This window comes from Streptomyces sp. TRM68416, from assembly GCF_014596915.1.
Lineage (GTDB): Bacteria > Actinomycetota > Actinomycetes > Streptomycetales > Streptomycetaceae > Streptomyces.
In genome coordinates this window covers 20,136-41,088 of the sequence record NZ_JACVWU010000008.1, presented here as the reverse complement: position 1 = coordinate 41,088, position 20,953 = coordinate 20,136, and the positions used below count along the sequence as shown (strand labels likewise).

The following is a 20,953-nucleotide window of genomic DNA, read 5'->3' as shown; positions in this document are numbered from 1 at the left end:
TCAGGCGTGCGGGACGGCAGAGGTTAGGTTGGGGAGCCGGAAGAGGGAGGGTCACGAGCAGGTGGAGCGCAGGACGATCGGCGCGGCGGCGCTCACGGTGGGGGCTGTCGGACTCGGGTGCATGCCGATGAGCTGGGCGTACAGCGGATCGCGGCAGCGCGGTGCCGAGTCGCTGAGGGCCGTGCACCGGGCGCTCGATTCCGGCTCGACTCTGCTGGACACGGCCGACATGTACGGCCCGTTCACCAACGAGCTGCTGCTGGGGCGGGTGTTGAAGGAGCGCCGGCAGGACGCCTTCGTGTCGACCAAGGTCGGGCTGCTGGTCGGTGAGCAGCACATCGTCGCCAACGGCCGCCCCGGCTATGTGAAGCGGGCGTGCGACGCGTCGCTGCGGCGCCTGCAGACGGACGTCATCGACCTCTACCAGTTGCACCGCGCCGACCCCGAGGTGCCCGTCGAGGAGACGTGGGGGGCGATGGCGGAGCTCGTCCGGGCGGGAAAGGTACGGGCGTTGGGACTGTGCGCGGTGGGAGCGCGCGGCGGCCGCCGCTCCGGAACCGGCCTGCACGACGCCACGATCCGTCAGCTGCGGCGGGTGCAGCAGGTGTTCCCGGTCAGCGCGGTGCAGGCGGAGCTGTCGGTGTGGTCGCCGGAGGCCCTGGAGTCCCTGCTGCCGTGGTGCGAGACGCGCGGCATCGGCTTCCTCGCCGCGATGCCCCTGGGCAACGGCTTCCTGACCGGCACGCTGACGCCGGGCGAGGGCTTCGAGCCGGACGACGTACGTGCCCGGCACCCCCGTTTCACCGCCGAGATGATGGCCGCCAACCAGCCGATCGTCGCCGGTCTGCGCCGCATCGCCCACCGCCACGGCGAGCACGTCACTCCGGCCCAGGTGGCCCTGGCGTGGGTACTGGCCCAGGGCCGCCACGTGGTCCCGGTGCCGGGGGCCAAACAGGAGCGCTGGGTGTCCGAGAACGCGGCGGCGGAGGCGCTTCGGCTGACGCCGGAGGACCTGGCGGAGGTGGGGAAGCTGCCCGCGGCACTGGGGTCCTGGGACTGAGGGGGCAGTGCGGGGCTGGGTGTGGGGGGACTGTTCTTGAGCGGACCTGGCGCATTCGGCTGCGGCTCGGCAGCGCCCCGAAGGCGCGCGGGGCTGTATCTGTCAGCGGCTCCCCCGCGATGGGGGTCCGATGGGGGTCCGATGGGGGGTCCCCCGCGCGAGCAAAGCCGAGCATGGGGGAGCGACCGGCCACCACGAGCCCGCAGGCGAACGGCGACCCGTCACGGCACGTCCGGCGGAGCGAGTCGGGTCCAGGGCGTGGGGTCCACGAGGTGGCCCCAGCGCGTGGGACGAGGCGGACCGGTCGGGTGCGGTTGAGGTTTTGGTGATCGGGAACCTGTGAGGCGCGAGCGGTGTAAGACATGTAGAGCCCGCGCTGGGGACCGCCGTCGAAGGGACCATGATCGTGCAACGTCGAGCTGTGTCGGCCGTGCTGGCCGCTGCCGCGCTCCTGCTCACAGCCGGCTGTTCCGACGACGGGGGAGGAACGGCCGGCGGTGATGCCGGGCGGACGCCGGACGGGACGGCGTCCGGTTCGCCGCCCTCGCGGGCGACCGAGGAGGCACCGCCCGCGAAGGGCTCGGCCAAGGTGACCCGGACGGTCGCCGAGGGTCTGAACACTCCGTGGGGCCTGGCCCCGCTGCCCGACGGCGACCTGCTCGTCTCCTCCCGCGACGAGGCCACGATCACCCGGGTCGACACGGAGACCGGCAAGAAGACGGAGCTGGGCGAGGTGCCCGGGGTGTCCCCGGCCGGTGAGGGCGGTCTGATGGGCCTCGCGCTCTCCCCGGACTACGCCTCGGACCGCATGGTCTACGCCTACTTCACCTCGGCCTCGGACAACCGCATCGTCCGCATGCTCTACAACGAGGACAAGCCCACCGGCGAGCAGCTCGGCGCCCCCGACACGGTCTTCAAGGGCATCCCCAAGGGCTTCGTCCACAACGGCGGCCGGATCGCCTTCGGCCCGGACAAGATGCTGTACGTCGGCACCGGCGAGAGCGGCGAGGAGGGCCTGTCCCAGGACAAGGAGTCCCCGGGCGGCAAGATCCTGCGGCTGACCCCCGAGGGCGAGCCCGCGCCGGGCAACCCCTTCCCGGACTCCCCCGTCCACTCGTACGGCCACCGCAATGTGCAGGGTCTGGCCTGGGACTCCAAGCAGCGCCTGTTCGCCGCGGAGTTCGGCCAGAACACCTGGGACGAGCTGAACGCGATCAAGCCCGGCGACAACTACGGCTGGCCGGAGGCCGAGGGCAAGTCCGACGACTCGGCGTTCCACAACCCGCTGGCCCAGTGGAGCACGGAGGAGGCCTCCCCCAGCGGCATCGCCCACGCCGAGGGCTCGATCTGGATGGCCGGGCTGAGGGGCCAGCGCCTGTGGCGCGTGCCCCTCCAGGGAACGGAGGCATCGGCCGACCCGCAGGCCTTCCTGGAGGGCGAGTACGGCCGGCTGCGCACGGTGGTCTCCGCCGGCGGCGACAAGCTGTGGCTGACGACCAGCAACACGGACGGACGCGGCAGCCCGGCGGACGAGGACGACCGGATTCTGGAGGTGCAGGTGTCGTAGGCCGCGCCGCTACTCGTCTATGAGCGACTTGTCGAGGACGGCCACGGAGACCAGGATCAGGAACGCCCGGTGCACCATGTAGCCGACCGTCAGCCCGGGCGCGACGGAGACGACGCGGATGTCCTCGCCGCTCACAGCCTGCGACACCGGCGTGAACGGGTCCTCGGCCAGCTTCAGGAGCCCGCGCTCCAGGAGCTTGCGACGGTCCTCGGGGATCGCGTCACGCTGCGCCGCGGCGCGTTCGGTGAACTCGCTGGTACAACACGGCTCCTCCTGGTCGTCTACCAGGACTATCCCGCACCGAGCCGCGCCGCGTCGTCCCCCGCCTCGAACATCCCCAGCCGATGTGCCACCGCCGCCGCCTCCCCCCGCCCCGAGACGCCGAGCTTGGCCAGGATGTTCGACACGTGGACGCTGGCCGTCTTCGGGGAGATGAACAGTTCCTCGGCGATCTGGCGGTTGGTGCGGCCGGACGACACCAGGCGCAGCACGTCGCGTTCGCGGGTGGTGAGGCCGAGGGACTCGACGGGGTCCGCGGGGGCGGACGACTGCCGGGGAACGGGGGTCAGGGCGAGGCGGCCGCGCTGGGCGAGCAGGGTGACGGCCTCCGCCAGGGGGCGGGCGCGCAGATGGTCCGCGACGGCGTGGGCGAGGCGGAGCAGTTCCGCGGCGCGGGCCCGCTGCTCCTCGCCGCCGGTCGTCAGGAGGGCCTCGGCCAGACGCAGGCGGAGGCGGGCGAGGTCGTAGGGGCGTTGCAGGTGTTCGAACGCGGCGACCGCCCGCGACCAGAGGTCGAGGGGGGTGTGGCCCTCGGCGCGCTGGAGTTCGGCGCGTACCCACAGCTCGTGGGCGAGCCAGACGGGGGCGTCGGTGGTGAGGGACTTGACGGCGCCGAAGAGGCGGTCGAGGGTGTCGGCGCGGCCTTCGTCGGCGGCGGGCAGGGTGCGGGCGTCGGCCTCGGCGGTGGCGGCGGCCAGCAGCAGGGGCCAGGCGTGGCGCTGGGTGCCGGGCCGGAAGCCGGTGTCCAGGGTGCGCAGGAGTTCGGCGCGGGCGTCGAGGATGCGGCCCTCGGCGGCGGCGATCTCGATGGTGAGCCGGGACACGGGGAGGATGTTCTGCGGCATGGGGTCGTGCGTGCCGAAGGCGGCGCGGCTCTCGGCCAGGTGGCGGGCGGCCTCGTCGAGCTGGCCGCCGGAGAGGGACAGATAGGCAAGGCAGTTGAAGCTGATGCCGCGCGGCTCGGGGTTCTGTCCTGCGCGCTGGGCCTGGATCGCGGCCTCGGCCGCCTCGTCCCAGCGCCCCAGGGAGATCAGTGACTCGGCGAGGTTGGCCCAGCACCAGGCCTCGGAATACCGCAAGCCCCGTTCCCGGGTGACGCGCAGCCCTTCGCGCAGGACGCCTGCCGCTTCCTCGGAGCGGCCTATGGCTTCCAGGGCGGACGGCAGATTGACGTAGCTGCGTCCCAGCACGGCGAGGGGCCCCCGGTCCGCCGCCTGCTCCTTGACCTCGTGCATCAGGGTGAGTCCGGCCTCGATGTCCCCGGCCTCGACCAGGAGCCCGCCGAGGGTGAGCCGGGCGTTGAGCTCGATGTCGGTGGCGCCGACCATGCGCGCGTACTCGACGGCGCGCTCGGCGGCGGTGACGGCCTCCGGGCCGGGGCTGTGGGTCATGGCCCAGGAGGCGGCCGTGGTCAGCACCTCGGCGTGCACCTCGGACGGCGGCAGGCCGCGCACCAGCTCCTGGGCGGTGGCAATCTCCTGCCAGCCGTCGCCGCGGGCCTGCGCCTGTGTGAGACGGGAACGCTGGATCCAGAACCAGGCGGCGCGCAGCGGATCGTCGCCGTCGGCCAGCAGGTGCAGGGCCCGCTTGGTGGTTCTCAGGGCGCGTTCGCGTTCCCCGCAGAGCCGGCCGGCGACGGCGGCCTCGGCCATCAGGTCGAGGTAGCGCAGGGGGGTGGTCGCCGGGTCGCAGCCGCAAGGAGGGTAGACCTCGGTGTAGTCGACGGGGCGCAGCCGGGCGCGGACCTCGTCGGGGACGGTGTCCCACAGTTCCATCGCCCGTTCCAGCAGCCGCAGTTGCTCGGTGTAGGCGTGTCGGCGGCGGGCCGCGACGGAGGCGTCGAGGACGGCGGGCAGGGCCTTGGCGGCGTCGTGGGCGTGGTACCAGTAGCTGGCCAGGCGCATCACGCGTTCGTCGGCGGGGACGAGGCTCGGATCGGCCTCCAGAGCCTCGGCGTAGCCGCGGTTGAGGCGGGAGCGTTCGCCGGGCAGCAGGTCGTCGCTGACGGCCTCGCGGACCAGGGAGTGGCGGAAGCGGTAGCCGTCGCCGTCGGGTGCGGGCAGCAGGATGCCGGCGTGGACGGCGGCCCGCAGCGCTTCGATGAGGTCGTCCTCGGGGAGCCGGGCGACGGCGGCGAGCAGCCGGTGCTCCACGGTGGAGCCGCCCTCGGCGACGATCCGGGCGACCCGCTGGGCGCTCTCGGGCAGGGCCTCGACCCGGACCAGCAGCAGGTCGCGCAGGGAGTCGGTGAGTCCGGTGCAGCAGCAGTCCTGGGCGGCGACGGCGAGTTCCTCGACGAAGAAGGCGTTGCCGTCGGAGCGTGCGAAGACCTCGTCGACCTGGGCCGGGTCGGGCTCGGTGGCGAGGATGCCGGCCATCTGGCGGCCGACCTCGGCGCGGCTGAAGCGGGCGAGCTCGATCCGGCGGACGGTGCGCAGCCGGTCCAGTTCGGCGAGCAGGGGGCGCAGGGGATGGCGGCGGTGGATGTCGTCGGAGCGGTAGGTGGCGAGGACGACGAGGCGGCCGGTGCGCAGGGTGCGGACGAGGTAGGCGAGGAGGTGCCGGGTGGAGGCGTCGGCCCAGTGCAGGTCCTCCAGGGCGAGCACGACCGTGCGGTCGGCGGCGACGCGTTCCAGCAGGCGGGCGGTGAGTTCGAAGAGGCGGGCCATGCTCTCCTCGTCGTGCCGTCCCGAGCCGGTCTCGCCGAGTTCGGGCAGCAGCCGGGCCAGTTCGCTCTCCTGGCCGGCGGCAGCGGCGGCCAGTTCGTCCGGCAGGGCCCGGCGCAGGGCGCGCAGGGCGGTGGAGAACGGTGCGAAGGGCAGCCCGTCGGCGCCGATCTCGACGCAGCCGCCGAGGGCGACGACGGCTCCCCTGCGGGCGGCGGCGTCGGCGAACTCCTCGACCAGGCGCGTCTTGCCGACGCCGGCCTCACCGCCTATCAACAACGCCTGCGGCTCTCCGCCCGCGCCGAACGCCTGGGAGGTGTCCCCGGCGCCTGCGCGGGCGAGCGCGTCGTTCAGGATCTGCAACTCATCGGCGCGGCCGATGAACACCGGGCTGACGGACTGGGTTTCCACAGGCCAGAGCATCGCACGCGGCTCCGACAGCGGGGCACCGGTTTTCCCCGGGCGGTCCGCCGGCCCCTTGGCGTTCATGCGGTACGGGCGGACCGGATCCGACTGAGGCGGGAGGTATGCACCTCGCCCTCGGCGGCGCGTCGTGCGGATTCCCGGCGGGCGGCGCGGCGGCCGCGCAGGGCCTCGCGGGCCAGCCGCTCGTGCTGGGCCTCACGGATGAGGTCGGCGGAACGGAAGTGGTGGATCTCGTACGCGAACATGGTTTCCCCTGTTGAGAGTTGGTTTTCGGCTCGCTCCCTGCGATGCCTCCACTCTCGTCTCCCAGGGGGGTCGGTCACATCGGGAGAGTTCCGCATCTTCGGCGGCGGGCGGGGCCTTAGACGCGTCTGAGGGGCCTCAGACCGTCCGTAAGGTGCTTACGGAGGGCCTAAGACCCCTCATCGGGACCTGCGGTGGCGCGGGTCGAGGTCAACTGGTCGAGGGCAGGCCGAGCAGGACGTCGGTGTACTTGAGGACGGCCAGCAGCAGGCCGATGACACCGAGGGCGACACCCGCCCAGGCGACCGACTTGATCCACACCGGCTGCGGTTCGCCGGGCACGCCGAACGCGGGCCGGGCGAGCACGACGACGCCGATGACCAGGGAGAGCAGCGCGAACAGGCCGGCCCACAGGGCGGTGGTCTGCCAGGCGTCGCCGTAGACCTCCTGGACCTGCTTGGCGACGCTCGCGCCGGACGAGGTCTCCAGCTGGCCGATGAGCGTCTCGCGCGCGGCGGCGACCGTGCCGATCCAGCCGCCGGTCAGCGAGACGAGGCCGAGCGCCACGGAGACGACGGCGCCCGCGCCCTGGCCCACGAAGGTGGGGCGGGATTCCGGGGCCTCCTCCTGCGGCGTCGCCTCATCGGCCTCGGTGGCGTCGACGTCCACCGGCTCCTCTTCGGTCTTCACGTTGGCCTCGGTCTCGTCCACTGTCCTCGTTCCCATGCCTCGCACCGTACGGACGCTCTCTGAGAGGTTGCTTAATGATCGTTGTGAGCGGCACGCGCGCGTGCGGCGTGCCACTCGGGGGCGAGCACCGCCCACACCTCGGTGTCGTGCCGCACCCCGTGGTGGGGCCAGTTCTCCCGCAGCACGCCCTCCCGGCTCATGCCGAGCCGCCGGGCCACGTTGATGCTGGGCTCGTTGCCGGACGCCGCGTGCCACTCCACGCGGTGCATGCCGCGCTCGCCGAAGGCCCAGTCCAGGAGCACCCGCATCGCGCGCGTGATCAGTCCGCGGCCGGTTCCGGCGGGCTCCAGCCAGCATCCGACCTCGCAGTTGCGGGCCTCCGCGTCGAAGTTCAGGAAGAGCACTCCGCCGACGAGCTTGCCGTCCAGCCACAGCCCGTGCAGCGACCCGGTGTCGGCGGCGCGCATGTCGGCATAGCGCTGGAGCGTCTCGCGCGCGCTGGCAGGGTCGGTGGCCTTGGAGCCGAACGGGACGTACTGGTTGATGAACTCCCGCCCCCGCTCCAGGTGGGCGAGGAACTCCTCGGCGTGCCAGGGCTCCAGGGGCCGCAGGACGGCTCCGTCGTCACCCAGCGATATCGCGTACATCTTCCCGTCGCTCCTTCTCCAGCTCCTCCACGACGTCGGCCAGCCTCTCATGGGCGGCGCGGCACTCGGGCGGCTCGATGCTGATCCGCGGCAGCAGGGCGTCCAGCCGGCGCGGCAGCCACCAGTTGGCGCCGCCGAGGAGGTGCATGAGGGCGGGGACGAGGAGGGTGCGCAGGACGAAGGCGTCCAGGGCGACGGCGGCGGCGAGCGCGATGCCGAACATGGCGATCACGCGGTCGCCGCTGAGGACGAAGGCGAGGAAGACCGAGATCATGATGACCGCGGCGGAGTTGATCACCCGGCTGGTCTCGGCGAGGCCGATCCGGACGGCACGCCGGTTGTCGCCGGTCTCCAGCCACTCCTCGTACATCCGGCTGACGAGGAAGACCTGGTAGTCCATGGAGAGCCCGAAGAGGACCGACACCATGATCACGGGGAGGAAGGGCTCGATCGGCCCGGCGCGGCCGAGGCCCAGGAACTCGCTCCCCCAGCCCCACTGGAAGACGGCGACGACGACACCGAACGCGGCGGCGACGGCGGCGATGTTCATCGCGGCGGCCTTCAGCGGGATGCCGACGGACCGGAAGGCGAGCAGCAGCAGGACGCAGCCGAGGCCGACGACGACGCCTACGAAGAGCGGCAGCTTGCCGACGATGACGTCGGCGAAGTCGTCGTAGCCGGCCGTCATGCCGCCGACGTGGATGTCGAGCGAGGTGCCGGTCTCGGCGCGGGGCAGCACGTCGGAACGCAGCCGCTCCACCAGTTCGCTCGTGCGCTCGGACTGCGGCGAGGACTCGGGCAGCACGGTGAGGTACGCGGTGTCGCCGCCCGCGTCGTACGTCACCGGCGTCACCGACGCGACGCCCTCGGTGGTGCGCAGGGTGGCGTCGAGGTTGTCCAGGGCGAGCCGGTCGGCGGCGCCGTCGACGTGCGTGACCAGGGTGAGCGGGCCGTTCACGCCGGGTCCGAAGCCGTCGGCGAGGAGGTCGTAGGCCTGGCGTGTGGTCGAGGTCCCGGGGTTGTTGCCCTGGTCGGAGGTGCCGAGGCGGAGGCCGAGGGTGGGCAGGGCGAGGACGGTGATGACGACCAGGGCGAGGGCGCCGAGCAGTTTGGGGTGGCGCTCGACGAACGCCGACCAGCGGGCGGCGAAGCCGGTCGGCAGCTCGGGCTCGGGTCCGTGCTCGGCGAGCCTGCGCCGCTCGCGGCGGCTCAGGGCGCGCATGCCGATGAAGGAGAGCAGGGCGGGCAGCAGGGTCACCGAGGCGGCGACGGTGAGCACCACGGTCAGGGAGGCGGCGACGGCGACGCCGTTGAGGAAGCCGAGCCGCAGGATGAGCATGCCCAGCAGGGCGATGCAAACGGTGGCACCCGCGAAGACGACCGCGCGTCCGGTGGTCGCGACGGCGTTCGCGATCGACTCGGCGACGGGCAGTCCGCGCTTCAGGCCGCGCCGGTGTCTGGTCACGATGAACAGCGCGTAGTCGATGCCGACGCCGAGGCCGATGAGCATGCCGAGCATGGGCGCGAAGTCGGCGACGGTCATGGCATGCCCGAGCAGCACGATCCCCGCGTAGGCGGTGCCGACGCCGACCAGGGCGGTGGCGATGGGCAGCAGTGCGGCGGCGAGCGAGCCGAAGGCGAGGAAGAGGACGACCGCCGCTACGGCCACGCCGACCACCTCGGCGAGATGCCCGCCGGAGGACTCGGTGAGCGCGACGGCGCTGCCGCCCAGCTCCACCTGGAGCCCGTCGGTCCCGGCGGCCTGCGCGGTGTCCACCACGGCCTGGGCCTCGGCCCGGTCGATGTTCTCGGCCGTGTCCTCGAAGACGACGGTGGCGTAGGCGGTACGCCCGTCCGCGCTGACCTGGCCCGCGCCGCGGTCGTCGTAGGGGCCGGCCACCGCGGCCACGCCGGGCAGGCCGGCGATCTCCTCCAGGGCGCGATTCATCGTCTGCTGCACGTCGGCGGCGCGGACGGTGCCGGAGTCGGTGTGCCAGACGACCGTGTCGCTGTCGCCGCCGAGGCCGGGGAAGCCGTCCTGGAGCAGCTGGGTGGCGCGGCCCGACTCGGTGCCGGGGACCTGGTAGTCGTTCGAGTAGGCGGCGCCTGCGACGGCCGCTCCCGCGGTCACCCCGCCGAAGGCGAGGAGCCACAGCAGAACGGCGACGAGGCGGCGCTGGACACACCAGCGTGCGAGTGCTGCCACGAACGTGCTCCCAGGAGGACGATGTACGGATCTTTGACCGGGAACAGTCGTTCATGTGGTGAACAGCCCGCAAAGAACGCATGAGCAATGCGAGGACCACTCTTACAGGCGAAAGTGATCGTTTTGTCGGTTCGTGGGCTTATTCACAGGAGTGGGAGCCAGATCACAGGACAGTAACGCCCGCCGTGTCACCTCAGTCGAACTGGTCTCCGACCGCCATGACCGTCACCCCGGCGATCAGCAGCCACAGGGCCCGCCGGGTACGGCCGCGGGAGCCGAGGACCGCCGCGAGGGCGCAGACGGCGGCGCCGAGGGCGTAGGCGGCGGGGACGAGCGGCGGCGCGGAGCCGGTGGCGCGCAGCGTCGCGGCGGCGAGCCCGGCCAGGGTCAGCAGCGCCCCGGCCGTGACCGCCGCCCAGCGGGCCCGGCGCGCCTCGGGCACCTCGGCTATGTCCGCAGGGGTGTCGGAATCAGCGCTTCCACTCATGGCGGGCGAGCGTAGTCGGTCCCCCTGGGAAATCCGGATGCGGGGGCGGGCGCGGGATGGTTGGGTGACATCCTCATGGACACCACCCCCCGCGAAGGCCTCGATGAGCGCCTGGCCCACCCCCGTTACCCCCGCAGCAACGGCTACGACGCCCACTGGGTCGTCGAGAACCAGATGGGCCCCAACGCCCTGTGGCTGCTGGAGTGGCTGGCCCCCGCCCTGGGACTGGAGGAGCTGCGCCCCGGCGCCCGGGTCCTCGACCTGGGCTGCGGCCGGGCGATGACCTCGGTCTTCCTCGCCAGGGAGTACGACGCCCAGGTCACCGCCGCCGATCTGTGGATCGCGCCGGACGACAACGCCCGGCGCATCGCCGAGGCCGGTTTCGCCGACCAGGTGCTGCCCGTGCACGCCGAAGCGCACGACCTTCCCTTCGCCGAGGCGAGCTTCGACGCGATCGTCAGCATCGACGCCTACCAGTACTTCGGCACGAACGACCTCTACCTGCCCACCCTGACCCGGCTGCTCAAGCCCGGCGGCCGGATCGGGGTCGTCGTCCCCGCACTCCGCGAGGAACCGGTCGGCACCGAGCCGCCGGAGCACCTCGCCCCGTGGTGGGAGCCCGACTGGTGGTGCTTCCACTCCCCCGACTGGTGGCGGCGCCAGTGGACGCGCAGCGGAGCCGTCGAGGTCGAGGCCGCGGACTGGCTCCAGGACGGCTGGCGGGACTGGCTGCTGTGGTGCGAGATCGTCGCCGAGGCGAGCCCGGAGGAGTTCCACCGCACGATGGCCCGCCGGGTCGCGGAGGCGGTACGGGCGGACGAGGGCCGCGCGCTGGGCTTCGTACGGCTCGTCGGGCGCCGCCGGTAGGTACCCGTACGGCGCGTACGCAGGGCGTACGTACGGCGACGGCCCCGGAGGCGCGAACCTCCGGGGCCGTCGCTCGGTGCGCCTCAGCCCTCGCTGACGCCCAGCTTCTCCAGGATCAGCTCCTTGACGCGGGCCGCGTCGGCCTGGCCGCGGGTGGCCTTCATGACCGCGCCGACCAGGGCACCGGCCGCGGCGACCTTGCCGCCGCGGATCTTGTCCGCGATGGCCGGGTTGCCGGCGATGGCCTCCTCGACGGCGGTGGTGAGCGCGCCCTCGTCGGAGACGACCTTCAGACCGCGCTTGTCGACGACCTCGTCCGGGGTGCCTTCGCCCGCGAGGACGCCCTCGATGACCTGACGGGCCAGCTTGTCGTTGAGGTCGCCCTTGGAGACCAGCTCGGTCACCCGGGCGACCTGCGCCGGGGTGATGGCCAGCTCGTCGAGGGACGTGCCCGACTCGTTGGCGCTGCGCGCCAGCTCGCCCATCCACCACTTGCGGGCGGAGGCCGCGTCGGCACCGGCGTCGATCGTGGCGACGATCGGGTCCAGCGCACCGGCGTTCAGGATCGCCTGCATGTCGGTGGCGGAGATGCCCCACTCGGCGAGGAGCCGGTTGCGGCGGGCCAGCGGCAGTTCGGGCAGACCGGCGCGGATCTCCTCCACCCACTCGCGGGAGGGGGCGACGGGAACCAGGTCCGGCTCCGGGAAGTACCGATAGTCCTCGGCCTCCTCCTTCACACGGCCCGAGGTCGTCGACCCCGTGTCCTCGTGGAAGTGGCGGGTCTCCTGCACGATCGTGCCGCCGCTGTTCAGAACGGCCGCGTGCCGCTGGATCTCGAACCGGGCCGCACGCTCCACGGAACGCAGCGAGTTGACGTTCTTCGTCTCCGAGCGCGTACCGAACGTCGCGCTGCCCTTGGGCATCAGCGAGAGGTTCACGTCGCAGCGCATCTGGCCCATCTCCATCCGGGCCTCGGAGACGCCGAGCGCCTTGATGAGCTCGCGCAGCTCACGGACGTAGGCCCGGGCGACCTCGGGAGCGCGCTCCCCGGCACCGACGATCGGCTTGGTGACGATCTCGATGAGCGGGATGCCGGCGCGGTTGTAGTCCAGCAGGGAGTGGGACGCGCCGTGGATACGGCCGGTGGCGCCGCCGACGTGCGTCGACTTGCCGGTGTCCTCCTCCATGTGGGCGCGCTCGATCTCCACGCGGAAGGTCTCGCCGTCCTCCAGCTGCACGTCGAGATAGCCGTCGAAGGCGATCGGCTCGTCGTACTGGGAGGTCTGGAAGTTCTTCGGCATGTCCGGATAGAAGTAGTTCTTCCGGGCGAAGCGGCACCACTCGGCGATCTCGCAGTTCAGCGCGAGACCGATCTTGATCGCCGACTCGACGCCGGTCGCGTTGACGACCGGGAGCGCGCCGGGCAGGCCGAGGCAGACGGGACAGGTCTGCGTGTTGGCGTCCTGACCGAGAGCGGTCGAACAGCCGCAGAACATCTTGGTCTTGGTGCCGAGTTCGACATGGACCTCAAGGCCCATGACGGGGTCGTACGACGCCAGCGCGTCCTCGTACGACACCAGTTCGGTCGTGGTGGTCACGGTGAAACTTCCCTCTCAGCCCAGCAGGACGTCGTCGTCGCCCAGCCGCTTCAGTTCGCGGTACAGGATGGCGAGACCGGTGACGATCGCGACCGCGGAGACGGTGGCGTCGATCAGCCGGAGCGTGTCCTGCTCGGCGCGGGCCTTCTTGATCTGCTTGGCGACACCCACCGCGCCGAACGCGGTGCTGGCAATCGACAGGTACGTACCGGACTTGGACTTCTTGAAGTCCTTGGCCTTGGACAGCTTGCTCACAGCGACGGAGCCTCCTCAAGAAGCGGGTGCCCCCACTTTTCCACGAAGGCGGCCTCGACGGCTGCGCCGACCTTGTAAAGCCTGTCGTCCTTCAGCGCCGGGGCGATGATCTGGAGGCCCACCGGGAGGTTGTCCTCCGGGGCGAGGCCGCAGGGCAGCGACATGGCCGCGTTGCCCGCCAGGTTGGTCGGGATGGTGCACAGGTCGGCGAGGTACATCGCCATCGGGTCGTCGGCGCGCTCGCCGATCGCGAAGGCGGTGGTCGGGGTCGTCGGCGAGACGATCACGTCGACCTGCTCGAAGGCCTTCTCGAAGTCGCGCGTGATGAGCGTACGGACCTTCTGGGCGCTGCCGTAGTACGCGTCGTAGTAGCCGCTCGACAGGGCGTACGTACCGAGCATGATGCGGCGCTTGACCTCGGGGCCGAAGCCCGCCTCACGGGTGAGGGAGGTGACCTCCTCGGCGGAGCGCGTGCCGTCGTCGCCGGTACGCAGGCCGTAGCGCAGGCCGTCGAAGCGGGCGAGGTTGCTCGAACACTCGCTCGGCGCGATCAGGTAGTACGCCGACAGGGCGAGGTCGAAGGACGGGCAGTCCAGCTCTACGATCTCGGCGCCCAGCTCCTTCAGCAGTTCGACCGACTCGTCGAACCGCTGGATGACGCCGGCCTGGTAGCCCTCGCCGCGGAACTGCTTGACCACGCCGACGCGCATGCCCTCGACGCTGCCGTTGCGGGCGGCCTCGACGACCGGCGGGACCGGGGCGTCGATGGAGGTGGAGTCCATCGGGTCGTGCCCGGCGATCACCTCGTGGAGGAGCGCCGCGTCCAGGACCGTACGGGCGCAGGGGCCGCCCTGGTCGAGGGAGCTGGAGAAGGCGACCATGCCGTAGCGCGAGACGGCCCCGTACGTCGGCTTCACGCCGACCGTGCCGGTGACGGCGGCCGGCTGGCGGATGGAGCCGCCGGTGTCGGTGCCGATGGCGAGCGGGGCCATGTGCGCGGCCAGCGCGGCGGAGGAGCCGCCGCCGGAGCCGCCGGGGATCTTGGTGAGGTCCCAGGGGTTGCCGGTCGGGCCGTAGGCGCTGTTCTCGGTGGAGGACCCCATGGCGAACTCGTCCATGTTGGTCTTGCCGAGGATGACGACGTCGGCGGCCTTCAGACGCTTGGTGAGGGTGGCGTCGTACGGCGGGATCCACCCCTCCAGGATCTTGGAGCCGACCGTGGTCGGGATGCCCTCGGTGGTGAAGATGTCCTTCAGCGCGAGGGGGACGCCGGCCAGCGGCCCGAGCTTCTCGCCCTTCGCCCGCTTCTCGTCGACGGCACGGGCCTGCGCGAGCGCGCCCTCGCGGTCGACGTGCAGGAAGGCGTGGACCTTCTCGTCCACGGCCTCGATACGGGCCAGGTGGGCCTCGGTGACCTCGACGGCCGTGAGCTCGCCGGAGGCGATCTTCGCGGCGGTCTCGGCGGCCGTGAGCTTGATGATGTCCGTCATGGCTGTTAGTCCTCCCCCAGGATCTGCGGCACCTTGAAACGCTGCTGCTCCTGGGCCGGGGCGCCGGAGAGCGCCTGCTCGGGGGTGAGCGACGGACGGACCTCGTCCGCCCGCATGACGTTCGTCAGCGGAAGCGGGTGGGAGGTCGGCGGTACGTCTTGGTCGGCGACCTCGCTGACGCGGGCCACCGCGCCGATGATGTCGTCCAGCTGGCCGGCGAAGTGATCAAGCTCTTCGGGCTTCAGCTCCAGACGCGCCAGCCGGGCGAGGTGGGCGACCTCCTCGCGCGTGATGCCAGGCATGCAGCGATCCTCTGGGGTGAGTGTGTGTGGTTTGGGGCCAATCCTATGGGGCGGGGGGCTGTGGCCGTTAAACGGTTTCCCCGGCGGGCGGCCCTGGCGCATTCGACGGCGGTTCGGCAGCGCCCCAAGGGGCGCGGGGCTGTCTCGATATGCGGCTCCGCCGCGGGGCGCGACCAGCCACGACGAGCCCGCAGGCGAACGACGACTGTCCGCGGACGGTATGGTCCCGCCGGGTGCTACTCGTCCGCCGCAGCCGCCGGCAGCGCCGCCGCCGGACGCTGCCAGCCACGGGATCCCCGCGCCCGCAGCCACGCGGTGGTCTCCTCGGGGGGCATGGCCGCCGCGACGAGCCAGCCCTGTACGGCGTCGCAGCCCAGGTCGCGCAGCCGCTCCCAGGTCTCGTCGTCCTCGACGCCCTCGGCGACCACGAGGAGGCCGAGGGAATGGGCGAGGTCCACGGTGCAGCGCACGATCTCCGCGTCCTCGGTGTCGACGGCCAGCCGGGCCACGAACGAGCGGTCGATCTTCAGCTCGCTGACGGGCAGCCGCCGCAGGTGGACGAGGGAGGAGTAGCCGGTGCCGAAGTCGTCCAGGGACATCTTCACGCCGTGCCCGGTCAGCCCGGCGAGGGTGTCGGCGGCGCGCTGCGGGTCCTCCAGCAGGACGTGCTCCGTTATCTCCAGTTGGAGCGAGCCCGCGGGGACGCCGTGACGGGCCAGCCGGGCGGCGACGGAACCGGCGAAGCCGGGGGTGTGGACGTCGCGCGGGGAGACGTTGACGGCCACCGGCACGTGCAGGCCCTGGGCCCGCCAGCGGGCGACCTGGCCGAGCGCCGTCTCCAGTACGTACTCGGTGAGGTGGGGCATCAGCCCGGAGGACTCGGCGATGGCTATGAACTCGTCCGGCGGCACCTTGCCGCGCTCGGGGTGCACCCAGCGGACCAGGGCCTCCAGGCCGGCCACCTGGCCGTCGAAGCGGACCTTGGGCTGGTAGTGCAGCTGCACCTCGTGCGCGTCGAGGGCCCTTCTGAGGTCCCCCAGCAGTCCCAGCCGGTCGGGGGTGTTGGAGTCCCGCTTGGACTCGTAGACCTCGACGCCGGTACGGTCCCGCTTCGCCTGGTACATCGCCACGTCCGCGCGGCGCAGCATGCCCTCGGCGTCCAGGGCGTGGTCCGGGAAGACGGCGACCCCGGCGCTGGCCTCCAGGACGAGGGTGAGGCCGTCGAGGTCGAGCGGGGAGCTGAGGTCGGCGACCAGGTTGCGGGCGACCCGGGTCGCGGAGGTGGTGGAGTCGGCGACGGGCAGTAAGACGGCGAACTCGTCACCGCCGAGCCGCGCGGCCTCCGCACCCCGCGGCAGCGCCACCCGCAGCCGGTCCGCTATCTGCAGCAGCAGCCGGTCACCGGCCAGATGGCCGAGGGTGTCGTTGACCGAACGGAAACGGTCCAGGTCGATCAGCATCAGGGCGGACCGGGCGCCGATGCGCTCGGCGTCGTCGAGGGCGGTCCAGATGCGCTCCAGCAGCCACTGCCGGTTGGGGAGCCCGGTCAGCGGATCACGCAACTGCTCCTCCGCGCGGGCCCGGGCTATCCACAGGGTGGAGTCGAGGGCGATCAGCGGGATGGAGAACAGCGGCAGCAGCACCGGCTGGGCGAAGGCGACGACGCAGACCAGCGGGGCGATGCCGAGCAGCGCGACCGCGACCAGGCCCTGTCTGGCCAGGGCGGTACGGGCGACCGTGGGCAGCCGGCCGCCGGTGCGCGGGGCGTGCAGGTACCAGAGCAGGGTGCGGCTGACCAGGAGGTAGGCGGCGGCGACCAGCACCACCTCGGGGACGGTGTAGAGCGTCCAGGTGCCGGGGTCCCAGGGGCTCTCGACGGACGGGACCCGGCCGAAGGCGGCCAGCACGAGGGCGCCCGCGGCGATGCCGAGGATGTCCACCGAGCCGTGCAGGACGCCCTGTCGCCAGCGGTGGCGTCTGGCGACGCCGACGAGGACGACGACGGTGAGGCTGACCATGCCGGCGGGCACCCAGCCGTACAGCATCAGTACGGCGAGGGTGAGGGCGGCGCCGGAGCCGGTGCCGCCCCACCAGCGGGCGCGGCCGAGGGCGACCAGGTGGCCGACGATGATGCCGGTGAGCACGGCGAGGGACCAGCCGACGGTGCCGGACGGGAAGAGGGCGTGGCTGCCGGCGAAGGCGCGGTAGAAGCCGGCGCCGAGCACGAAGCCGGCCGCCGCGACGACCGCCGCGGGCAGCGCGGGCCAGGACAGGTGCCGTTCCGGCTCGGGTCCCGGCATGCCGGGCAGGCACTCGGCGGTGAGCTGTGCGGTGCCACGGCCGTCCGGTGCGCCGATCGGGCCGGAGAGCGGTCCGGTGGCGCGCCCCTCCGCGCCCGGACGCCCGGCGGTCCGCCCGGACCACCGGCTCGCCCGCCATGCGCCGGTGACCCGGCGCAGGCGTGAGTCCGGGGCGGCGCTCTCGGTCGGTTCCATTCCCGTCCCTCTCACAGCCGGCGGTGCCCACGCCACGCGGCCCGATGCCCGACAACCTTCAACGGCACCGCGTTGGAAAACCCTTCCCCCGGCTCACCGAGAGCAAGGGAATGCCCCAACCGCAGCTGGGCACGGCAGGCGCACATCTCAACAGTAGGCCGCAGAAGGCTTCCACGGGCAGCGGTCGTCGACGGTTGCCCGAATGCGCCCCGGCCACCCGTATGCATCTGATATGCGCCGATCGGGTGGCCTTCAACCGCCACTGTGCCCTACTCCTCGGCCGGAAGAGCGGCCTCGGCCGCCGCCTCGGGCCCCTGTTCCAGCAGGACCGTGAAGCCGTCCTCGTTCAGCACGGGCACCTTGAGCTGCATCGCCTTGTCGTACTTCGATCCAGGACTGTCACCCACTACGACGAAGGACGTCTTCTTCGACACCGAACCGGTCACCTTCGCGCCGCGGCTCTGCAGCGCCTCCTTGGCGCCGTCCCGGGTGAAGTGCTCCAGGGTTCCGGTCACCACGACTGTGAGCCCTTCGAGCGGGCGCGGGCCCTCGTCCTCGCCGGAGCCCTGCTCCTCCATACGGACGCCGGCGGCCTTCCACTTACGGATGATCTCCTGGTGCCACTCCTCGGCGAACCACTCCTTGAGCGCCTGTGCGACGATCGCGCCCACGCCGTCGACCGCGGTGAGCTCCTCCTCGCTCGCCTGTTCGATGCGGTCGATGGACCGGAACTCCCGGGCCAGCGCCTCGGCCGCGACCGGACCGACGTGACGGATCGACAGACCGGTGAGGATGCGGGCGAGCGGCCGCTCCTTGGCCGCCCGGATGTTCTCCAGCATGGCGACCGCGTTCTTCTTCGGCTCGCCCTGCTGATTGGCGAAGACCGTGGCGATCTTCTCCTCGCCGGTCTTCGGGTCCCGCTTGGGCAGACCGCTGTCCTGGTCGAGGACGTACGCCTTGATGGGTAGCAGTTGCTCGATGGTGAGGTCGAACAGGTCGCCCTCGTCGACCAGCGGCGGGTCCTCGGGCTCCAGCGGCTTGGTGAGGGCGGCCGCGGCGACGTAGCCGAAGTGCTCGATGTCCAGCGACTTGCGGCCCGCGAGGTAGAACAGGCGTTCGCGCAACTGGGCCGGGCAGGTGCGGGCGTTCGGGCAGCGCAGGTCGACGTCGCCCTCCTTCATCGCCTTGAGCGCCGTACCGCACTCCGGGCACTCGGCCGGCATCACGAACTCCCGCTCGCTGCCGTCGCGCAGGTCGACCACCGGTCCGAGGATCTCGGGGATGACGTCACCGGCCTTGCGCAGCACCACGGTGTCGCCGATCAGGACGCCCTTGGCCTTGACCACGTCCTGGTTGTGCAGGGTGGCGAACTCGACCTCCGAACCGGCGACCGTGACCGGCTCGACCTGGGCGTAGGGGGTGACCCGGCCCGTACGCCCCACCCCCACACGGATGTTGACCAGCTTGGTGTTGACCTCCTCCGGCGCGTACTTGTACGCGATCGCCCAGCGCGGGGCGCGGGAGGTGGAGCCGAGGCGGCCCTGGAGCGGGATCTCGTCGAGCTTGACGACCACGCCGTCGATCTCGTGCTCCACGGAGTGGCGGTTCTCGCCGTAGTAGGCGATGAACCGGCGTACGCCGTCGAGGTCGTCGACCACCTCGTTGTGCCGGGAGGTGGGCAGGCCCCAGGTCTTGAGCAGGTCGTAGGCCTGGGAGAGCCGGGTCATGCCGTCGAAGCCCTCCAGGGCCCCGATGCCGTGGACGACCATGTGCAGCGGGCGGGTGGCGGTGACCCGCGGGTCCTTCTGGCGCAGTGAACCGGCGGCGGCGTTGCGCGGATTGGCGAAGGGCTTGTCGCCCGCGCCGACCAGGCGGGCGTTGAGCTCCTCGAACTTCTCCATCGGGAAGTAGACCTCGCCGCGGATCTCCACGAGGTCCGGGATGCGGTCGCCCTCCAGGCGGTCCGGGATGTCCGTGATCGTACGGACGTTGGGGGTGATGTCCTCGCCGGTGCGGCCGTCGCCGCGGGTCGCCGCGCGGGTGAGCCGTCCGTGCTCGTACGTCAGGTTCACCGCGAGGCCGTCGACCTTGAGCTCGCACAGGAAGTGGTGGGCGGACGCGCCGACGTCCTTGTGGACGCGCTCGGCCCAGGCCGCCAGCTCCAGGTCGTCGAAGGCGTTGTCCAGCGAGAGCATGCGCCGGCGGTGCTCGACGGCCGTGAACTCCGTCTCGTACGCCCCCGCGACCTTCTGGGTCGGCGAGTCGGGGGTGCGCAGCTCGGGGTGCTCGTCCTCCAGGGCTTCGAGGGTGCGCAGCAGCTTGTCGAACTCCGCGTCGCTGACGACGGGAGCGTCCTTCACGTAGTACCGGAAGCGGTGCTCCTCGATCTGCTCAGCGAGCTTCGCGTGCTGCTCCCGTGCCTCTGCGGGCACCGTCGTCTCCGCCTGCTTGTCGCCGGCCACCGTGTTGTCCTCCCGTTACTCAGGGTTGTCCGCGAGGGATCTCGCCGCCTGGGCGCAGTGGGCGAGGGCCCGGCGCGCGTACTCCGGGGAGGCCCCCGCGAGTCCGCATGCCGGGGTGACCGTGACCGCCTCCGCGAGAAGCCCCGGAGACAGCCCCAGCCTGCGCCACAGCGTCCTGACACCCATGACGCTACCGGCAGGGTCTGACAATCGGCCGTCCGTGCCCGGGACGACACCGGCGAAGAGGCGGGTGCCCGCTTCCACCGCCTCGCCGATCGCGTCGTCGTCACGCTCGGTGAGGAGCGAGAAGTCGAAGGAGACCGCGGTCGCGCCCGCCCTGCGCAGGAGGGCGAACGGGACGTCCGGTGCGCACGAGTGGACCACGACCGGGCCGTCGGCGTGAACCCCGAGGACGTCGCGGAGCGTGGCCTCGACGAGTTGGCGGTCCACGGCGCGGTGGGTCCGGTAGCCGCTGGCCGTCTTCACCTGGCCGCGCAGTACGGCGACGAGGGAGGGTTCGTCGAGCTGGAGCACGAGTTGGGCGCCGGGGATGCGGCGCTGCACCTCCGCGAGGTGCCGACGCAGGCCCTCGGCGAGGGAGGCGGCGAGGTCCCGGCAGGCGCCGAGGTCGGAGAGGGCGGACTCGCCGTTCTTCAGCTCCAGTGCGGCGGCGAGGGTCCACGGGCCCACGGCCTGCACCTTCACCTGGCCCTCGTAGCCCTGGGTGAACTCCTCCAGCGCGTCGAGGTCCTCGCCGAGCCAGGACCGCGCCCGCTTGGTGTCCCTGCCCGGCCTGTCCCCGATCCGCCATCCGCTGGGCTCCACGCGCGCGTACAGCTCGACGAGCATGCCGGCGGTGCGGCCGATCATGTCGGCGCCGGGGCCTCGGGCGGGGAGTTCGGGCAGGAACGGGAAGTCCTCGAAGCTGCCGGTGGCTGTCCTGGCGGCCTCCCTGGCGTCACCGCCGGGCAGGGAGCCGACGCCGGTGGCGGGGGCGAAGCTGAAGTTTTCGTTCACCTGGGGAAGCCTACGTAGGTCTGCGCGACCGGCGAGGCGGGCCCCGAGAGGTTGCCGCCCCTCCGCCCCCGCCCAGGGGGCCGTTTGCGGTCGGCAAAAGGGTGGACGTGGACCCTTCAACTCACCGAGTCGGGTGGTGGGTGGGCAAGGGTCGGGGGTCTGGGGGCGGAGCCCCCAGGGTCGGGACGGGCAGGGG

17 protein-coding genes are annotated in these 20,953 nt (G+C 72.1%); 3 read left to right on the top strand and 14 right to left on the bottom strand.

What is annotated here, in order from left to right; genetic code table 11:
* Positions 1–61: 61 nt before the first annotated feature.
* Entirely contained in the window at positions 62–1,060 is a 999-nt protein-coding gene (locus ICC28_RS14870) for an aldo/keto reductase (protein WP_188289032.1), read from the top strand.
* Between the two features lie 400 nt (positions 1,061–1,460).
* The gene (locus tag ICC28_RS14865; protein ID WP_188289031.1) at positions 1,461–2,627 is read left to right on the top strand and encodes a PQQ-dependent sugar dehydrogenase; all 1,167 of its coding nucleotides are present in this window, start codon (positions 1,461–1,463) and stop codon (positions 2,625–2,627) included.
* A gap of 9 nt (positions 2,628–2,636) precedes the next feature.
* Here ICC28_RS14865 and ICC28_RS40540 read toward each other — a convergent pair whose 3' ends face one another.
* The 7 genes from ICC28_RS40540 to ICC28_RS14830 form a co-directional block, all read right to left on the bottom strand.
* Positions 2,637–2,774 carry a hypothetical protein gene (locus ICC28_RS40540; protein ID WP_223188871.1) on the bottom strand — a complete coding sequence of 46 codons (138 nt, stop codon included), beginning with the start codon at positions 2,772–2,774 and terminating at the stop codon, positions 2,637–2,639.
* A gap of 143 nt (positions 2,775–2,917) precedes the next feature.
* Positions 2,918–5,995: a helix-turn-helix transcriptional regulator gene (locus ICC28_RS14855; protein WP_188289030.1), complete on the bottom strand. Its 3,078-nt coding sequence runs from the start codon at positions 5,993–5,995 to the stop codon at positions 2,918–2,920.
* Between the two features lie 62 nt (positions 5,996–6,057).
* Positions 6,058–6,243 carry a hypothetical protein gene (locus ICC28_RS14850; protein WP_188289029.1) on the bottom strand — a complete coding sequence of 62 codons (186 nt, stop codon included), beginning with the start codon at positions 6,241–6,243 and terminating at the stop codon, positions 6,058–6,060.
* A 208-nt stretch (positions 6,244–6,451) separates the two neighbouring features.
* A complete protein-coding gene (locus ICC28_RS14845; protein ID WP_223188870.1) occupies positions 6,452–6,967 on the bottom strand; it encodes a hypothetical protein in 516 nt (171 codons plus the stop codon).
* Positions 6,968–7,002: 35 nt separating this feature from the next.
* On the bottom strand, positions 7,003–7,578 hold the full coding sequence (locus tag ICC28_RS14840) for a GNAT family N-acetyltransferase (RefSeq protein WP_188289027.1): 576 nt from the start codon (positions 7,576–7,578) through the stop codon (positions 7,003–7,005).
* A complete protein-coding gene (locus ICC28_RS14835) occupies positions 7,556–9,784 on the bottom strand; it encodes an MMPL family transporter (protein WP_188289026.1) in 2,229 nt (742 codons plus the stop codon). Before ICC28_RS14835 ends, ICC28_RS14840 begins: the two co-directional genes overlap by 23 nt.
* A 193-nt stretch (positions 9,785–9,977) precedes the next feature.
* Positions 9,978–10,271 (bottom strand): hypothetical protein, encoded by a 294-nt coding sequence (locus ICC28_RS14830; RefSeq protein ID WP_188289025.1) that lies wholly within the window; start codon positions 10,269–10,271, stop codon positions 9,978–9,980.
* 75 nt (positions 10,272–10,346) lie between these two features.
* Between ICC28_RS14830 and ICC28_RS14825 the strand changes: the two genes are divergently transcribed.
* On the top strand, positions 10,347–11,138 hold the full coding sequence (locus ICC28_RS14825; RefSeq protein ID WP_188289024.1) for an SAM-dependent methyltransferase: 792 nt from the start codon (positions 10,347–10,349) through the stop codon (positions 11,136–11,138).
* An 83-nt stretch (positions 11,139–11,221) separates the two neighbouring features.
* Here ICC28_RS14825 and gatB read toward each other — a convergent pair whose 3' ends face one another.
* The 7 genes from gatB to ICC28_RS14790 form a co-directional block, all read right to left on the bottom strand.
* Positions 11,222–12,736: an Asp-tRNA(Asn)/Glu-tRNA(Gln) amidotransferase subunit GatB gene (gene gatB, locus ICC28_RS14820; RefSeq protein WP_188289023.1), complete on the bottom strand. Its 1,515-nt coding sequence runs from the start codon at positions 12,734–12,736 to the stop codon at positions 11,222–11,224.
* A gap of 15 nt (positions 12,737–12,751) precedes the next feature.
* Positions 12,752–12,991, bottom strand: a complete 240-nt coding sequence (locus tag ICC28_RS14815; RefSeq protein WP_188289022.1) for a hypothetical protein — start codon at positions 12,989–12,991, stop codon at positions 12,752–12,754.
* Positions 12,988–14,481 carry an Asp-tRNA(Asn)/Glu-tRNA(Gln) amidotransferase subunit GatA gene (gene gatA / locus ICC28_RS14810; RefSeq protein WP_188289021.1) on the bottom strand — a complete coding sequence of 498 codons (1,494 nt, stop codon included), beginning with the start codon at positions 14,479–14,481 and terminating at the stop codon, positions 12,988–12,990. The genes ICC28_RS14815 and gatA overlap by 4 nt, the downstream gene beginning before the upstream one ends.
* 5 nt (positions 14,482–14,486) lie before the next feature.
* Positions 14,487–14,783, bottom strand: coding sequence for an Asp-tRNA(Asn)/Glu-tRNA(Gln) amidotransferase subunit GatC (gene gatC / locus ICC28_RS14805; RefSeq protein WP_018531282.1), 297 nt, complete (start codon positions 14,781–14,783; stop codon positions 14,487–14,489).
* A gap of 236 nt (positions 14,784–15,019) precedes the next feature.
* Positions 15,020–17,278: a putative bifunctional diguanylate cyclase/phosphodiesterase gene (locus tag ICC28_RS14800; protein ID WP_188289020.1), complete on the bottom strand. Its 2,259-nt coding sequence runs from the start codon at positions 17,276–17,278 to the stop codon at positions 15,020–15,022.
* A 269-nt stretch (positions 17,279–17,547) separates the two neighbouring features.
* Entirely contained in the window at positions 17,548–19,740 is a 2,193-nt protein-coding gene (ligA, locus tag ICC28_RS14795) for an NAD-dependent DNA ligase LigA (protein WP_188289019.1), read from the bottom strand.
* 15 nt (positions 19,741–19,755) lie between these two features.
* Positions 19,756–20,757 carry a methionine synthase gene (locus ICC28_RS14790; protein WP_188289018.1) on the bottom strand — a complete coding sequence of 334 codons (1,002 nt, stop codon included), beginning with the start codon at positions 20,755–20,757 and terminating at the stop codon, positions 19,756–19,758.
* Positions 20,758–20,953 lie beyond the last annotated feature (196 nt).

Bases quoted from the DNA above. Each gene is read 5' to 3' on its own strand.
- ICC28_RS14865 (WP_188289031.1), top strand. From the start codon at position 1,461: ATGATCGTGCAACGTCGAGCTGTGTCGGCCGTGCTGGCCGCTGCCGCG.
- ICC28_RS14855 (WP_188289030.1), bottom strand. From the start codon at position 5,995: ATGCTCTGGCCTGTGGAAACCCAGTCCGTCAGCCCGGTGTTCATCGGC.
- ICC28_RS14850 (WP_188289029.1), bottom strand. From the start codon at position 6,243: ATGTTCGCGTACGAGATCCACCACTTCCGTTCCGCCGACCTCATCCGT.
- ICC28_RS14845 (WP_223188870.1), bottom strand. From the start codon at position 6,967: ATGGGAACGAGGACAGTGGACGAGACCGAGGCCAACGTGAAGACCGAA.
- ICC28_RS14840 (WP_188289027.1), bottom strand. From the start codon at position 7,578: ATGTACGCGATATCGCTGGGTGACGACGGAGCCGTCCTGCGGCCCCTG.
- ICC28_RS14830 (WP_188289025.1), bottom strand. From the start codon at position 10,271: ATGAGTGGAAGCGCTGATTCCGACACCCCTGCGGACATAGCCGAGGTG.
- ICC28_RS14825 (WP_188289024.1), top strand. From the start codon at position 10,347: ATGGACACCACCCCCCGCGAAGGCCTCGATGAGCGCCTGGCCCACCCC.
- gatA (WP_188289021.1), bottom strand. From the start codon at position 14,481: ATGACGGACATCATCAAGCTCACGGCCGCCGAGACCGCCGCGAAGATC.
- gatC (WP_018531282.1), bottom strand. From the start codon at position 14,783: ATGCCTGGCATCACGCGCGAGGAGGTCGCCCACCTCGCCCGGCTGGCG.
- ICC28_RS14800 (WP_188289020.1), bottom strand. From the start codon at position 17,278: ATGGAACCGACCGAGAGCGCCGCCCCGGACTCACGCCTGCGCCGGGTC.